Origin of the sequence: Streptomyces sp. NPDC047028, from assembly GCF_040644095.1 — a bacterium.
Classification (GTDB): domain Bacteria; phylum Actinomycetota; class Actinomycetes; order Streptomycetales; family Streptomycetaceae; genus Streptomyces.
In genome coordinates this window covers 36,994-51,124 of sequence record NZ_JBEYVS010000048.1, presented here as the reverse complement: position 1 = coordinate 51,124, position 14,131 = coordinate 36,994, and the positions used below count along the sequence as shown (strand labels likewise).

The following is a 14,131-nucleotide window of genomic DNA, read 5'->3' as shown; positions in this document are numbered from 1 at the left end:
GGCTGTGGGTCAAGCGCGTCCACGGCGGTGCGGCCGCGGGCGCCCTCGCCGTCGGCGGGTGCGGTGGCGCATACGCCGCCGGCGGGCGCGGACTGTGGGTCAAGCGGGCCCGGGCGGTGCGGCCGCGGGCGCCCTCGCCGTCGGCGGGTGCGGGTCGGCGGGTGTGGTGGCGCATTCGGCGTCGGCGGGTGCGGGCTTTGGTGGGGCGGAGGGAGGGCGGCACCAGGGGGCCCGGGCGGATTCATGTCGGCGGGTGTGGGTCGGGGGTGTGGTGGCGTCTTCGGCGGGGGTAGGGGGCTGGGGGTGTGTGGGGTGCGTTACAGGTCGGCTGCAGTCGGGGGGTGGGGGTGGTGGGACGGGGTGTGGTGTCGGTGGGGGCTCGTAGACTCGCGGGGTGGATACGACCCTTCAGGACCCCCTCGTCGGGCAGGTGCTCGACGGCCGGTATCGCGTCGACGCGCGGATCGCCGTCGGCGGGATGGCCACGGTGTACCGGGCCCTGGACACCCGCCTCGACCGGGTCCTCGCGCTCAAGGTGATGCATCCGACGCTCGCGGCCGACGGCTCGTTCGTGGAGCGGTTCATCCGGGAGGCCAAGTCGGTCGCCCGGCTGGCCCATCCCAACGTGGTGCAGGTCTTCGACCAGGGGACCGACGGGTCGTACGTGTACCTGGCGATGGAGTACATCGCCGGCTGCACCCTGCGGGACGTGCTGCGCGAGCGCGGCGCGCTGCAGCCCCGGGCCGCGCTGGACATCCTGGAGCCCGTGCTGGCCGCGCTCGGCGCCGCGCACCGGGCCGGGTTCGTGCACCGGGACATGAAGCCCGAGAACGTGCTGATAGGGGACGACGGGCGGGTCAAGGTCGCCGACTTCGGCCTGGTCCGCTCGGTGGACACCGTCACCAGCACCACGGGCGCCGTCCTCGGCACCGTCTCCTACCTCGCGCCCGAGCAGATCGAGCAGGGCACCGCCGACCCCCGTGTGGACGTGTACGCGTGCGGGGTCGTGCTCTACGAGATGCTGACCGGCGACAAGCCGCACTCCGGGGACTCCCCCGCGCAGATCCTCTACAAGCACATCCACGAGGACGTGCCGCCGCCCTCCGCCCTGGTGCCGGGGCTGGCCGACGGGCTGGACGGGCTGGTCTCGTCGGCCACCGCGCGCACTCCCGAGGGCCGGCCGCAGGACGCGGCGGCGCTGCTCGGCCAAGTGCTGCGGACCCGGGCGGCGCTGAGCGCCGAGCAGCTGGACGCGCTGCCGCCGCAGGCGCTCTCCGACGGCCACGACAACGCCGAGGACCGCACGAGCGTGATCCCGCGTTCGCTGACCGTGCCCCGGCCCCTGCCCGTCAACGACGACGACGGTGACGCGAGCGCCGGCCACACCACCCGGCTCGCGACGCCGCCCGTCCCCGAGCGCCGGCGGGGCCGGTCCCGGCGGCTGGTGGTGACCGTCCTCGCCGCCGTACTGGTCGTGTTCGGCGTGGGCGCCGGGGTCTGGTACATCAACTCGGGGCAGTTCACGAAGGTCCCGCCGCTGCTGACCAGGACCGAGGCGCAGGCCAGGCAGCGGCTGCACGCGGCGGGGCTGGACGTCAAGCAGGTCAAGCGGGAGTACAGCGACACGGTCGACCGCGGCAAGGTCATCCGGACCGACCCGGGTCCGGGCGCCCGCATCCGGGACAACGACTCGGTGACCCTGGTCGTCTCACGCGGCCCGGAGACGGTGAACGTGCCGGACGTGGCGGGTCAGCCGCTGGAGAAGGCGCGGGCCCGGCTGAAGGCGGACGGGCTGGAGCCGGGCATGGTCAGCCGCGAGTTCAGCGAGGACGTCGACAAGGGGTCCGTGATCGGTACGACCCCGGGAGCCGGCACCAAGCGGCACTCCGGGTCGGCCATCGCGATCACCGTGAGCAAGGGCAGCCCGGTCGACGTGCCGGACGTCACCGGCGAGGACCTGGACAGCGCCCGGCAGGACCTCACGGACGCCGGCCTGAAGGTGAAGGTCGCCCCCGACCGGGTCAACTCCGAGTACGACAAGGGCCAGGTAGCCCGGCAGAGCCCAGGGGACGGCAGCCAGGCCGCCGAGGGCGACACGGTGACGCTGACCCTGTCCAAGGGCCCGGAGATGGTCGAGGTGCCCGACGTGACCGGGGACAGCGTGGACGACGCGCACAAGGCGCTGGAGGGCGCCGGCTTCAAGGTGGACGAGGACCGGGGGCTGCTCGGGCTGTTCGGCGACACCGTGAAGAAGCAGTCGGTGGAGGGCGGCGACACCGCGCCCAAGGGGTCGACGATCACGATCACCATCCGGTGACCGGCGTCACCGGGAGCGGAGGTCCGGCGGCCGGTGCGGGCATGACACCCTGAACGGGTGAGCCCGCTTCAGTCGCCCCTCCCCCGTAACCCCGTCGGTGGTCACGTCCCGGTCGCCGGCGGCCTGCACTCCGTGGGGTTGTCGTACGCCCGTGAGCTGAAGGCCGAGACGGTGCAGGTCTTCGTCGCCAATCCGCGCGGCTGGGCGACGCCCGAGGGCAACCCCCGGCAGGACGAGGCGTTCCGCGCGGCCTGCGCCGAGGAGAAGGTCCCGGCGTACGTGCACGCGCCCTATCTGATCAACTTCGGCTCGCACACCGAGGCGACGGTCGAGCGGTCGGTGGAGTCCCTGCGGCACTCCTTGCGGCGCGGGCGTGAGATCGGCGCGCTGGGCGTGGTCGTGCACACCGGGAGCGCGACCGGCGGCCGGGACCGGGACGTGGCGCTGAAGCAGGTACGGGAGCACATGCTGCCGCTGCTGGACGAGCTGACCCACGACGACGACCCGTTCCTGCTGCTGGAGTCGACGGCCGGCCAGGGCGCCTCGCTGTGTTCGCGCACCTGGGACTTCGGGCCGTACTTCGACGCCCTGGACGCCCACCCGAAACTGGGGGTCTGCCTCGACACCTGCCACATCTTCGCCGCCGGCCACGACCTGACCGGCCCGCACGGCATGCACCAGACCCTCGACCTGCTGGTCGGGACCGTCGGCGAGGGCCGGCTGAAGCTGATCCACGCCAACGACTCCAAGGACGTCGCCGGCGCGCACAAGGACCGCCACGAGAACATCGGCGCGGGCCACATCGGGGAAGACCCCTTCCGGGCCCTGATGACGCACCCGGCCACCGACGGGGTGCCGCTGGTCATCGAGACGCCCGGCGGCAAGGAGGGGCACGCGGCGGACGTGGAACGGCTGAAGAGGCTCAGGGACGGCTGAGCCGGCGCACGGTCCGGTGGGTGGTCACAGCTCCGGGCCCTCGCCCGGTTCCTCCTGGTAGGAGTAGCGCTGTTCCTTCCACGGGTCGCCGACGTTGTGGTAGCCGCGTTCCTCCCAGAAGCCGCGGCGGTCTGCGGTCATGTACTCCACGCCCCGGATCCACTTGGGGCCCTTCCAGGCGTACAGGTGCGGCACGATCAGGCGGACCGGGAAGCCGTGCTCCGCGGTGAGGAGTTCGCCGTCCTTGTGGGTGGCGAAGATCGTGCGGTCGGAGGCGAAGTCCGACAGGCGCAGGTTGGAGCTGAAGCCGTACTCGGCCCACACCATCACATGGGTGGCGTCGGGGGCCGGCGGGGCCAGCTCCAGGACGGTCCGGGCGGGGATGCCACCCCACTCCGCGCCGACCATGCTGAACTTCGTCACACAGTGCAGATCGGCCGTGACGGTGGTGTACGGCAGCGCCGTGAACTCGTCGTGGTTCCAGGTGTGCTTGTCACCGTCGGCGGTGGCGCCGAAGACCCGGAACTCCCAGCGCTCGGGGCGGAACTTCGGTACGGGCCCGTAGTGCGTGACCGGCCAGCCGCGCTGGAGTCGCTGTCCCGGCGGAAGCTCGGACCCTGCCGTTGCTCCAGACGCACGCTCCACCGGTCGACCCATGTATCCATCCTGACAGACCTCGGGCAGTGCCCTTGACCACCACTCCTCGAACCGGACAACTCCCACCAAGGGCGCATGTACTTACTAAGTACGCACTTACTGGACGATCTTCGCGGCCAGTGCAATCATGCGGCGGCACACCTCCCCCGTCCCCCGTGTGGAAGGAGCCGCTGCGATGCAGGGCGACCCCGAGGTCATCGAGTTCCTCAACGAGCAGCTCACCGGCGAGCTGACCGCGATCAACCAGTACTTCCTGCACGCGAAGATGCAGGAGAACTTCGGCTGGACGAAGCTCGCCAAGTACACGCGGCACGAGTCGTTCGACGAGATGAAGCATGCGGAGGTGCTGACCGACCGGATCCTGTTCCTTGAGGGGCTGCCCAACTACCAGCGGCTGTTCCACGTGCGGGTCGGGCAGACCGTGAAGGAGATGTTCGAAGCGGACCGGCAGGTCGAGGTGGAGGCGATCGACCGGCTGCGCCGGGGCATCAAGGTGATGCGCGAGAAGGGCGACATCACGTCGGCGAACATCTTCGAGGACATCCTCGCCGACGAGGAGCACCACATCGACTACCTCGACACCCAGCTGGAGCTGGTGGAGAAGCTCGGCGAGGCGCTCTACATCGCCCAGCTGATCGAACAGCCGGAAAGTTAGGCGCTTCGCCGGAGAGCCGTTCGTCGACTGCAGGCGCGTCGTGACTGGTCGCGTAATTCCCCGCGCCCCTTCGGGGCGCTCAGGCAGCCTCGTCCAGTGCCGTCAACGCCGGTCTGCCCTGGTCCGCGAGTTCTCGGCGGGGGCAGGCGCCCCGGCCGAGTAGGGACTGGATGCGGCGTACGCATGAGCCGCAGTCGGTGCCGGCCTTGCAGGCGGACGCTATCTGGCGGGGGGTGCAAGCACCGTCCTCCGCGTGCTGCTTGACCTGCTGCTCGGTGATGCCGAAGCAACTGCAGACGTACACGCGGGTCCACCTCCCGACGGGATCACTCTCTTACTGCCATCCCGTTTCCCGGTGAGGCAAACCTAACCTTACCCATCCCCCCGCGGGCCGCAACAGTGCCCGGGGCGCGGATCCGGTGTGATCCGCGCCCCAGATCATCACTGGTCCCGGTACATCTCCGCGACCAGGAACGCCAGGTCCAGGGACTGGCTGCGGTTCAGGCGCGGGTCACAGGCCGTCTCATAGCGCTGGTGCAGGTCGTCGACGAAGATCTCGTCGCCGCCGCCCACGCACTCGGTGACGTCGTCGCCGGTCAGCTCCACGTGGATGCCGCCCGGGTGGGTGCCCAGCTCCTTGTGGACCTCGAAGAAGCCCTTGACCTCGTCGAGGACGTCGTCGAAGCGGCGGGTCTTGTGCCCGGAGGCCGCCTCGAAGGTGTTGCCGTGCATCGGGTCGGTCACCCAGGCCACGGTCGCGCCGGAGGCGGTGACCTTCTCGACCAGCTCGGGCAGCTTGTCGCGGACCTTGTCGGCGCCCATGCGCACGATGAAGGTCAGCCGGCCCGGCTCACGGTCGGGGTCCAGGCGCTCGATGTACTGCAGCGCCTCCTCGGCCGTCGTCGTCGGGCCGAGCTTGATGCCGATCGGGTTGCGGATCTTCGAGGCGAACTCGATGTGCGCGTGGTCCAGCTGCCGGGTGCGCTCACCGATCCACACCATGTGCCCGGAGACGTCGTACAGCTTGCCGGTGCGGGAGTCGACCCGGGTGAGGGCCGACTCGTAGTCGAGCAGCAGCGCCTCGTGCGAGGAGTAGAACTCGACGGTCTTGAACTCCTCCGGGTCGGTGCCGCAGGCCCGCATGAAGTTCAGCGCGCTGTCGATCTCGCGCGCGAGCTGCTCGTAGCGCTGACCCGACGGGGACGACTTCACGAAGTCCTGGTTCCAGGCGTGCACCTGGCGCAGGTCGGCGTAGCCGCCGGTGGTGAAGGCGCGCACCAGGTTCAGCGTGGAGGCGGACGCGTGGTACATCCGCTTCAGCCGCTCGGGGTCCGGGATCCGGGAGGCCTCGGTGAAGTCGAAGCCGTTGACCGAGTCGCCGCGGTACGTCGGCAGGGTCACGCCGTCGCGGGTCTCGGTCGGCTTGGAGCGCGGCTTGGAGTACTGGCCGGCGATCCGGCCCACCTTCACCACGGGCACGGAGGCCGCGTAGGTCAGGACGGCACCCATCTGCAGCAGCGTCTTGAGCTTGTTGCGGATGTGGTCGGCGGACACCGCGTCGAAGGCCTCGGCGCAGTCGCCGCCCTGGAGCAGGAACGCCTCTCCCTTGGCGACGGCCGCCATCCGGGCGCGCAGCTGGTCGCACTCGCCCGCGAAGACGAGCGGCGGATACGACTCGAGGTCCGCGATCACTGCGCGCAGAGCCTCGGTGTCGGGGTACTCGGGCTGCTGCGCCGCGGGCAGGTCTCGCCAGGTGTTGCCAGCGCTCTGGCTGGTCTTAGCGTTCACGGTCACCTCAACAACACTACGGGGTCGTGTCGCCGCATTTTTCCCCTGCTCGAAACGTGAGACGCGGTGATTGCCCCGTGGACGGCCGGGTCGTGGGGTAGGGTTCCCGGCATGTTCGCGCACTCGACCCGCAACTGGTGGTGGACCGCTCCTTCGGCGGCCCACTGACTGCGCGTACGTACGACTTCGCGAAGGCCGCCCCGAGGGGCGGCCTTCGGCGTTTCCGGGGCCGTTCCTCTCACTCGACTCGACGTCAAGAGGAACCATGGACCTGACACGCCTGCTGGACGATCCCCGCCCCTTCGCCCTGCTCCGCCGCCGTACTCCCGGCCGGGACGAGCGGACGGTGGAGGTGCTGCTCGGCCCCGTCACGCCCCGCGACCGGCTGGCCGACCTGCCCGACGAGGGGCTGGCGCTCGTCCCGTTCCGGCAGATCCACGAGCGCGGCTTCGACGTCCGCGACGACGGCACGCCGCTGCTGGTGCTCACTCCCGAGGAGTCGTACGAGATTCCGCTCGCCGACGCGCTGGGGCAGTTGCCGGGGCACGCGGTACGGGTCGACGGTGGCGGTTTCGACGTCGGCGACGAGGAGTACGGCGAGATCGTGGGGCGGGTGCTGCGGGAGGAGATCGGCCGGGGCGAGGGCGCCAACTTCGTGATCCGGCGGACGTACGAGGGTGAGATCCCCGGGTTCGGGCGGGCGGACGCGCTGGCACTGTTCCGGCGGCTGCTGGAGGGGGAGCGGGGCGCGTACTGGACGTTCGTCGTGCACACGCCCGAGCGGACGCTGGTGGGGGCCAGCCCCGAGGTCCACGTCCGCGTGTCCGGCGGCACGGTGGTGATGAACCCGATCAGCGGGACGTACCGCTATCCCGACGGGGGGCCGACGCCCGAGCACCTCCTGGACTTCCTCGCCGACGGCAAGGAGATCGAGGAGCTGTCGATGGTGGTCGACGAGGAACTGAAGATGATGTGCACCGTCGGCGACATGGGCGGGGTGGTCGTCGGCCCGCGACTCAAGGAGATGGCGCACCTCGCGCACACCGAGTACGAGCTGCGCGGCAGGTCCTCCCTGGACGTGCGGGAGGTGCTGCGGGAGACCATGTTCGCGGCGACGGTCACCGGGTCGCCCGTGCAGAACGCGTGCCGGGTGATCGAGCGGCACGAGGTGGGTGGGCGTGGTTACTACGCGGGCGCGCTGGCACTGCTCGGCCGGGACGCCGGGGGCGCGCAGACGCTGGACTCCCCCATCCTGATCCGCACCGCCGACATCTCGGCCGACGGGCGGCTGCGGGTGCCGGTCGGCGCGACGCTGGTGCGCGGGTCGGATCCGGCGGGCGAGGTGGCCGAGACCCACGCGAAGGCGGCGGGCGTCCTGGCCGCCCTGGGGGTACGTCCGTCCCGGCCGTGCGAGGAGCTACGGCGCAGCCGGCTGGCCGACGATCCCCGGGTGCGGGCCGCGCTGGACGGGCGCAGGGCGGCGCTGGCGCCGTTCTGGCTGCGGATGCGGGAGCGGGCCGCTGAGCCCGCCGCCGGGCACGCGTTCGTGGTGGACGCCGAGGACACGTTCACGGCGATGCTCGCGCATGTGCTGCGCTCGGGCGGGCTGGAGGTGAGCGTCCGGCGCTACGACGAGCCGGGGCTGCGGGAGGCGGTGCTCGCGCACGGCGGGCCGGTGGTGCTGGGTCCCGGGCCGGGTGACCCGTCGGACCTGGGCGACCCGAAGATGCGGTTCCTGCGGGAGCTGACCTCGGCTGTGCTGCGGGAGCACGGGGGTGGGGTGCTCGGGGTGTGCCTGGGGCATGAGCTGATCGCGGCGGAACTGGGGTTGGACGTCGTCCGCAAGTCCGTGCCGTATCAGGGGGCGCAGACGGTGATCGACCTGTTCGGGCGGGCGGAGACGGTCGGCTTCTACAACAGCTTCACGGCACGGTGTGGCGAGGACGCCTCGCGGGCGTTGGCCGCCCGGGGGGTGGAGGTGAGCGTCGGCTCGGACGGTGAGGTGCATGCTCTGCGGGGGCCGGGGTTCGCCGGGGTGCAGTTCCACCCCGAGTCGATCCTCACCCTGAACGGTCCCGGGATCCTCCGCGACCTGATCTCCGCCGCGCGACCGGTACGCCCCTAGGGTCCCTCGCCCCCGCCGCCCCTTCCCATCCCTCCAAGGGGGCACCGCCCCTTCAACCCCGAACGCGCGCCCCACCCAGCACCCTCCGCGCCGTTCCCCGCGCCCCTGGGGGTGGGGGCGGGTGGGGACCTGCCGGTGAGTGGGGGGTCGCGCCGTTCGCCGTGGGCCTTCAGGGGCGCGGGGAACTGCGCGATGGGGGGGCAGGGGGCGGAGCCCCCGGGGCGGGAAGGGTAGGGGCGGCGGGGGCGAGACCGCTGGGGGTCAGCCGAAGAAGACTCCTACCTCGGCGTACAGGGCGGGGTCGACCGTTTTCAGTTTGGCTGTGGCCTCGGAGATGGGGACGCGGACGATCTCCGTCCCCCGCAGAGCGACCATCCTGCCGAAGTCGCCGTCACGGACGCAGTCGATGGCGTGCAGCCCGAACCGCGTGGCGAGCCACCGGTCGAAGGCGCTCGGGGTGCCACCCCGCTGGATGTGCCCGAGGACGGTCGTCCGCGCCTCCTTGCCGGTCCGCTTCTCGATCTCCTTGGCCAGCCACTCCCCGATCCCGGACAACCGCACATGCCCGAAGGAGTCCAGCGACCCGTCCTTCAGCACCACCTCCCCGTCCCTCGGCATCGCCCCCTCGGCGACGACGACGATCGGGGCGTACGACGCCCTGAACCGGGAGGTGATCCACGCACACACCTGGTCGAGGTCGAACCGCTGCTCGGGGATGAGGATGACGTTGGCGCCCCCGGCCAGCCCGGAGTGGAGGGCGATCCAGCCGGCGTGCCGGCCCATCACCTCGCAGACCAGCACCCGCATATGGGATTCCGCGGTGGTGTGCAGCCGGTCGATGGCCTCGGTCGCGATACCGACGGCGGTGTCGAAACCGAAGGTGTAGTCCGTGGCCGACAGATCGTTGTCGATGGTCTTCGGCACGCCGACGCACGGCACCCCGTACTCGTCGGACAGCCGCGCGGCCACCCCCAGCGTGTCCTCGCCGCCGATCGCGACGAGCGCCTCGACCTCCAGCTTGGCGAGGTTCTCCTTGATCCGGCGGATGCCGTTCTCCGTCTTCAGCGGATTGGTGCGCGAGGAGCCGAGGATGGTGCCGCCGCGGGGCAGGATGCCGCGCACCGCGGGGATGTCGAGGCGGACGCTGTCCCCTTCGAGGGGGCCGCGCCAGCCGTCCCGGAAGCCGACGAAGTCGTAGCCGTACTCCTGCACGCCCTTGCGGACGATGCCCCGGATGACGGCGTTGAGCCCGGGGCAGTCGCCGCCTCCGGTCAGTACTCCGACCCGCATGGAAATGTCCCTTCGCCTCGGTTGCCTGAGGACAGGCTGACGGACAGTCACGCTAATGGTGATTCGCGTCACACCGTGAGAGGCGGGTAGGGCAATTCCGGTGAACGGCGGGAAGTTCGCTTTACTCCTCGTCAAGCCCGCGTTCTATCGCGTACCTCACCAGTTCGACCCTGTTGTGCAACTGGAGCTTGCCCAGGGTGTTCTGCACGTGGTTCTGGACCGTGCGGTGGGAGATGACGAGGCGCTCGGCGATCTGCTTGTAGCTCAGGCCCTTGGCGACCAGCCGCAACACCTCCGTCTCCCGGTCCGTGAGCCGGGGCGCGCCCGGCTCGCCCGCGTCCGGTGCGGGCGCGGGTTCGGAGGCCAGGCGCCGGTACTCGCCGAGGACCAGCCCGGCGAGGCCGGGCGTGAACACCGGGTCGCCGACGGCGGTACGGCGCACCGCGTCCAGCAGGTCCTCGGTGGAGGCGGACTTCAGCAGGTAGCCGGTCGCGCCGGACTTCACCGCCTCCAGCACGTCGGCGTGCTCACCGCTCGCGGACAGCACGAGGACGCGCAGGGCGGGGTTGTGGGCGACGAGTTCCTTGCACACCTGGACGCCCGGCTTCGCGGGCAGGTTGAGGTCCAGCACGAGGACGTCGGGCGCGGCGGCCTTCGCGCGGCGCACCGCCTGCTCGCCGTCGCCGGCGGTGGCGACCACCTCGAAGCCGGACTCGCCCAGGTCCCGGGCGACCGCGTCGCGCCACATGGGGTGGTCGTCCACCACCATGACCTTGATCGGGTCCCGCTGCTCGCTCATCGCTTCTCCGCCTTCCCCCGCGCCCGGTCGGCGCCCTTGGGTACCTTCAGTTCGACTTCCGTGCCCTGCCCGGGGACCGAGATCAGCTCGGCGGTGCCGCCCAGGTCGCGCAGCCGGCCCCGGATGGACTGGGCCACGCCGAGCCGGCCCTCCCCCTCGGCCTGGGCGAGCCGGCCCTCGGGGATGCCGGGCCCGTCGTCCCGTACGGTCACGACGATCTCGTCGGGCTCGTCCTCGACGAGGATCCAGGCGCGGGCGTCCTCTCCCGCGTGCCGGCGCACGTTGTCCAGGGCCGCGCCGACCGCCGCGGCCAGCTCCCGTGCCGCCGCCGGGGGCAGCGGGACCGGGGCGCCGGGTTCGGCGAGGCTGACCCGGGAGCCGGCGTGCCGGGCGAGGAGGGTGCGCAGGTCGACCTCGCCGTCCTCGGGTTCGTCGACCATCCGGACGACGGCTCCGGCGGCGGCGTCCTCCGACACCCGGGAGACCGGTACGAGGCCGCCGGAGACCAGGGTGCGCAGCGCGACCTCCTGCTCCCCCGCCATGCGTCCGAGTTCCGCCGCCTCGCCGCCGAGGACCGCGCCGCGCCGCTGCACCATGGCCAGCACCTGGAGCACGCCGTCATGGATGTCCCGGGCCAGCCGCTCCCGCTCCCTGGTTGCGGCCTCGATCTCCAGGGCGCGTGCGAGGGTGCGCTCGGAGGCCCGGGCCACCTCGACGACGTAGCCGATGGCGATGGAGGCGACCCAGACGAGGATCACGTTGTGCACGGTGTCCCGGGCCGGGGTGCCGCGTTCGACGAGGTTCGCGACGGCGACGGCCGTGGAGGCGACGGCGGCCCACCGCCAGCCGCCCTTGAGGGCGAAGGCGAGCACCGCGCCGGCGGTCCATATCGACGGCAGGGTCGGGCCGCCGCCCGCGATCCGCTCGTGGTTGTCGGCGAGCGGGGTGAGCAGGATGCCCACGACGGCGACGGTCAGGTCGGCCGCGAGGAACCGCTTGGTGCAGGCGGCCGCGTTCGCCACCCTGGGCAGGGTGGCAAGCGTCCACACGAACAGGACGGCGTAGTAGGCGACGGCGACCCAGGGGCGCGTGAAGTGGTTGTAGGCGGTGGCGCACAGGCCGATGGCGTACAGCATCGTCAGCACGCGGTAGCCGGTGAGCGCGCGCCACAGCGGCAGCTCGACCGACATCCGCATGACACGCTCGCGCTTGGGCACGGCTGATCCCCCCTCGGCTCCCCGCCCGGCCCCGGCCTTCAGGTGGCCGGTTCCTCGTCCGTCCTCCCGGGCTCGTCGCCCTCCTTGGTCTCCTTGGCCTTCTCGGCGGCCTTCGCCGCCTTCGCCGCCTCCGCGATCTGCCGCTTCGCGGCGGTCGCGTACATGTCGACGTACTCCTGGCCGGACAGCTTCATGATCTCGTACATGACCTCGTCGGTCACCGCCCGCAGTACGAACCGGTCGTGCTCCATGCCCTGGTAGCGGCTGAAGTCCAGCGGCTTGCCGATCCGGATGCCCGGGCGCATCAGCTTCGGCATCACCTGGCCGGGCGGCTGGATCTTCTCGGTGTCGATCATGGCGACGGGGATCACGGGCGCGCCGGTGGCGAGCGCGACGCGCGCGAGGCCGCCGGGCTTGCCCCGGTACAGCCGGCCGTCGGGCGAACGGGTGCCCTCCGGGTAGATCCCGAACAGCTCCCCGCGCTCCAGGACCTCTATGCCGCTGCGCACTGCCGCCTCGCCGGCGCCGCGCGCCCCGGAGCGGTCCACCGGGAGCTGGCCGACGCCCTTGAAGAACGCGGCGGTGAGCCGGCCCTTCACCCCCGGGGTGGTGAAGTACTCGGCCTTCGCGATGAAGGTGACCTTGCGGTCGAGCACGGCCGGCAGGAAGAAGGAGTCCGAGAAGGACAGGTGATTGCTCGCCAGGATGGCGGCACCCTCGGCCGGAATGTTCTCCAGGCCCTCCACCCAGGGCCTGAAGGCGACCTTCAGCGGCCCTCCGATGGCGACCTTCATCGCGCCGTACATCACCCGCGTGCCTCCCGTTTCCGTCGTTCAGACCTTAACCCGCGGCACCACCGATGGGCCCGACGACCCTGGTCGGTGTCAGTGCGGTCGCGTACCGTGAAGCACATCCGCCCGTTCTGCACGCCTCTTCCGGCCACGGAAGCGGCCCTGACCAGGAACAGGAGCCCCTAAGGTGCCGGTTCTCCCCGGAGCCGAGCCGTACCGCCACGAGGGCGGGGAGGTGGGTGTCCTCCTCTGTCACGGCTTCACCGGCTCGCCCCAGTCGCTGCGCCCCTGGGCGGAGCACCACGCGGCGCACGGCCTGACCGTGTCGCTGCCGCTGCTGCCCGGCCACGGCACCCGCTGGGAGGACATGCAGGTCACCGGCTGGCAGGACTGGTACGCGGAGGTGGACCGCGAGCTGCGCCTGCTCGCCGAGCGCTGCTCGCGGGTGTTCGTGGCGGGCCTGTCGATGGGCGGGGCGCTGGCGCTGCGGCTGGCGTCCCGGCACGGGGACGCGGTCACCGGGATCGTCGTCGTCAACCCGGCGAACCGGGTGCACGGCCTGTCGGCGTACGCCCTTCCGGTGGCCCGGCATCTCGTCCGGACGACTAAGGGCATCGCGAGCGACATCGCCCGGCCCGGCGCGGCCGAGCTGGGCTACGCCAGGGTGCCGCTGCACTGCGCGCACTCCCTGCGGGTGTTCCTGCGCGGCCTGGACCGCGAGCTGCCCCAGGTGACGCAGCCGTTGCTGCTGGTGCGCAGCGCGCGGGACCATGTGGTGCCGACGGCGGACTCGGCCCGGATCCTCAGCCGGGTGTCGTCGACGGACGTCACGGAGCGGGTGCTGGAACAGAGCTACCACGTGGCGACGTTGGACCATGACGCGGACCGGATCTTCGAGGAGAGCCTCGCCTTCATCGGCCGGCTCGCACCCGGTGTCGGCAAGGAAGGGACGGCGGCAGTTGGCTGAGCACGGGTCCGACCGCGAGGATCGCGAGCCGGACGAGCAGGGGGTGCCCTTCGACGAGGACGCCGTGTGGCGGGCCATCGTCGCGGGGTACGGAGACGAGCCGCCGGACCCGCCGGGCTCGAAGCCGTTCAAGTCGGTGGAGGATCTCGCGCTGCCCGAGATGAACTCCGAGGTCCCGGAGGGCTCGGGTGGCTCCGAGGGGGACGCGGGCAGTCCCGACGAACGGGCCGCCCGGCCGCTGGGCAGCTCGGTGTCGTTCGCGCCGGGCGTCGGCGGTCCGCGCGACTACAGCGTCGCAGAGCCTTCCGACGACGACTTCGACGAGGACGACGAGGGGCACTTCGAGCCGCCCGAGCCGCCGCCGCTGCCGTCCGCCGACACGACGGCCCGGTTCGCGTGGCTGGGTGTCATCGGCGGCCCCGTCCTGCTGCTCCTGGCCGTGCTGCTCGGCTGGGACATGACGTGGTGGCTGGCGACGCTGAGCATCGGCGGGTTCCTGGGCGGGTTCGCCACGCTGGTGGCGCGGATGCGGACGGACGAGGACGGGGACGACGACCCCGGGCGCGGAGCGGTGGTCTGAGCGGGGCGC

General features: G+C 71.7%; 14 protein-coding genes. 7 read left to right on the top strand and 7 right to left on the bottom strand.

Features of this window, described 5'->3' with window-relative positions; genetic code table 11:
* Nucleotides 1-394: 394 nt before the first annotated feature.
* Together pknB and ABZ854_RS31445 are read left to right on the top strand one after the other, a co-directional pair.
* Nucleotides 395-2,317, top strand: a complete 1,923-nt coding sequence (gene pknB / locus ABZ854_RS31450) for a Stk1 family PASTA domain-containing Ser/Thr kinase (RefSeq protein ID WP_361217657.1) — start codon at nucleotides 395-397, stop codon at nucleotides 2,315-2,317.
* A 57-nt stretch (nucleotides 2,318-2,374) separates the two neighbouring features.
* Entirely contained in the window at nucleotides 2,375-3,253 is an 879-nt protein-coding gene (locus ABZ854_RS31445; protein WP_361217654.1) for a deoxyribonuclease IV, read from the top strand.
* Nucleotides 3,254-3,277: 24 nt separating this feature from the next.
* On the opposite strand, the gene ABZ854_RS31440 is transcribed toward ABZ854_RS31445, so the two are convergent.
* A complete protein-coding gene (locus ABZ854_RS31440; protein ID WP_361217651.1) occupies nucleotides 3,278-3,910 on the bottom strand; it encodes a sulfite oxidase-like oxidoreductase in 633 nt (210 codons plus the stop codon).
* Nucleotides 3,911-4,085: 175 nt separating this feature from the next.
* On the opposite strand from ABZ854_RS31440, the gene bfr reads away from it, so the two are divergent.
* Nucleotides 4,086-4,565, top strand: a complete 480-nt coding sequence (bfr, locus tag ABZ854_RS31435; RefSeq protein WP_129309588.1) for a bacterioferritin — start codon at nucleotides 4,086-4,088, stop codon at nucleotides 4,563-4,565.
* A 79-nt stretch (nucleotides 4,566-4,644) separates the two neighbouring features.
* Here bfr and ABZ854_RS31430 read toward each other — a convergent pair whose 3' ends face one another.
* Both ABZ854_RS31430 and ABZ854_RS31425 read right to left on the bottom strand, forming a co-directional pair.
* Nucleotides 4,645-4,869 carry a (2Fe-2S)-binding protein gene (locus tag ABZ854_RS31430; protein ID WP_361217648.1) on the bottom strand — a complete coding sequence of 75 codons (225 nt, stop codon included), beginning with the start codon at nucleotides 4,867-4,869 and terminating at the stop codon, nucleotides 4,645-4,647.
* Between the two features lie 137 nt (nucleotides 4,870-5,006).
* The gene (locus ABZ854_RS31425; protein ID WP_361217645.1) at nucleotides 5,007-6,359 is read right to left on the bottom strand and encodes a class II 3-deoxy-7-phosphoheptulonate synthase; all 1,353 of its coding nucleotides are present in this window, start codon (nucleotides 6,357-6,359) and stop codon (nucleotides 5,007-5,009) included.
* A gap of 105 nt (nucleotides 6,360-6,464) precedes the next feature.
* On the opposite strand from ABZ854_RS31425, the gene ABZ854_RS31420 reads away from it, so the two are divergent.
* Both ABZ854_RS31420 and ABZ854_RS31415 read left to right on the top strand, forming a co-directional pair.
* Complete coding sequence (locus tag ABZ854_RS31420) at nucleotides 6,465-6,521, top strand: trp operon leader peptide (protein WP_356552233.1); 57 nt, start codon at nucleotides 6,465-6,467, stop codon at nucleotides 6,519-6,521.
* A 97-nt stretch (nucleotides 6,522-6,618) separates the two neighbouring features.
* Nucleotides 6,619-8,478, top strand: a complete 1,860-nt coding sequence (locus tag ABZ854_RS31415) for an anthranilate synthase family protein (RefSeq protein WP_361217642.1) — start codon at nucleotides 6,619-6,621, stop codon at nucleotides 8,476-8,478.
* Between the two features lie 261 nt (nucleotides 8,479-8,739).
* Here the strand turns inward: ABZ854_RS31415 and ABZ854_RS31410 are convergent, their stop codons facing one another.
* The 4 genes from ABZ854_RS31410 to ABZ854_RS31395 form a co-directional block, all read right to left on the bottom strand.
* On the bottom strand, nucleotides 8,740-9,768 hold the full coding sequence (locus tag ABZ854_RS31410) for a 6-phosphofructokinase (protein WP_361217639.1): 1,029 nt from the start codon (nucleotides 9,766-9,768) through the stop codon (nucleotides 8,740-8,742).
* A 121-nt stretch (nucleotides 9,769-9,889) separates the two neighbouring features.
* Complete coding sequence (locus ABZ854_RS31405; RefSeq protein WP_361217636.1) at nucleotides 9,890-10,567, bottom strand: response regulator transcription factor; 678 nt, start codon at nucleotides 10,565-10,567, stop codon at nucleotides 9,890-9,892.
* The gene (locus ABZ854_RS31400; protein ID WP_361217633.1) at nucleotides 10,564-11,784 is read right to left on the bottom strand and encodes a DUF5931 domain-containing protein; all 1,221 of its coding nucleotides are present in this window, start codon (nucleotides 11,782-11,784) and stop codon (nucleotides 10,564-10,566) included. The genes ABZ854_RS31405 and ABZ854_RS31400 overlap by 4 nt, the downstream gene beginning before the upstream one ends.
* Nucleotides 11,785-11,822: 38 nt before the next feature.
* Nucleotides 11,823-12,590 carry a lysophospholipid acyltransferase family protein gene (locus ABZ854_RS31395; RefSeq protein WP_361217630.1) on the bottom strand — a complete coding sequence of 256 codons (768 nt, stop codon included), beginning with the start codon at nucleotides 12,588-12,590 and terminating at the stop codon, nucleotides 11,823-11,825.
* 172 nt (nucleotides 12,591-12,762) lie between these two features.
* On the opposite strand from ABZ854_RS31395, the gene ABZ854_RS31390 reads away from it, so the two are divergent.
* Together ABZ854_RS31390 and ABZ854_RS31385 are read left to right on the top strand one after the other, a co-directional pair.
* Nucleotides 12,763-13,542, top strand: a complete 780-nt coding sequence (locus ABZ854_RS31390) for an alpha/beta fold hydrolase (RefSeq protein WP_361217627.1) — start codon at nucleotides 12,763-12,765, stop codon at nucleotides 13,540-13,542.
* Complete coding sequence (locus tag ABZ854_RS31385) at nucleotides 13,535-14,122, top strand: hypothetical protein (protein ID WP_361217624.1); 588 nt, start codon at nucleotides 13,535-13,537, stop codon at nucleotides 14,120-14,122. Before ABZ854_RS31390 ends, ABZ854_RS31385 begins: the two co-directional genes overlap by 8 nt.
* Nucleotides 14,123-14,131 lie beyond the last annotated feature (9 nt).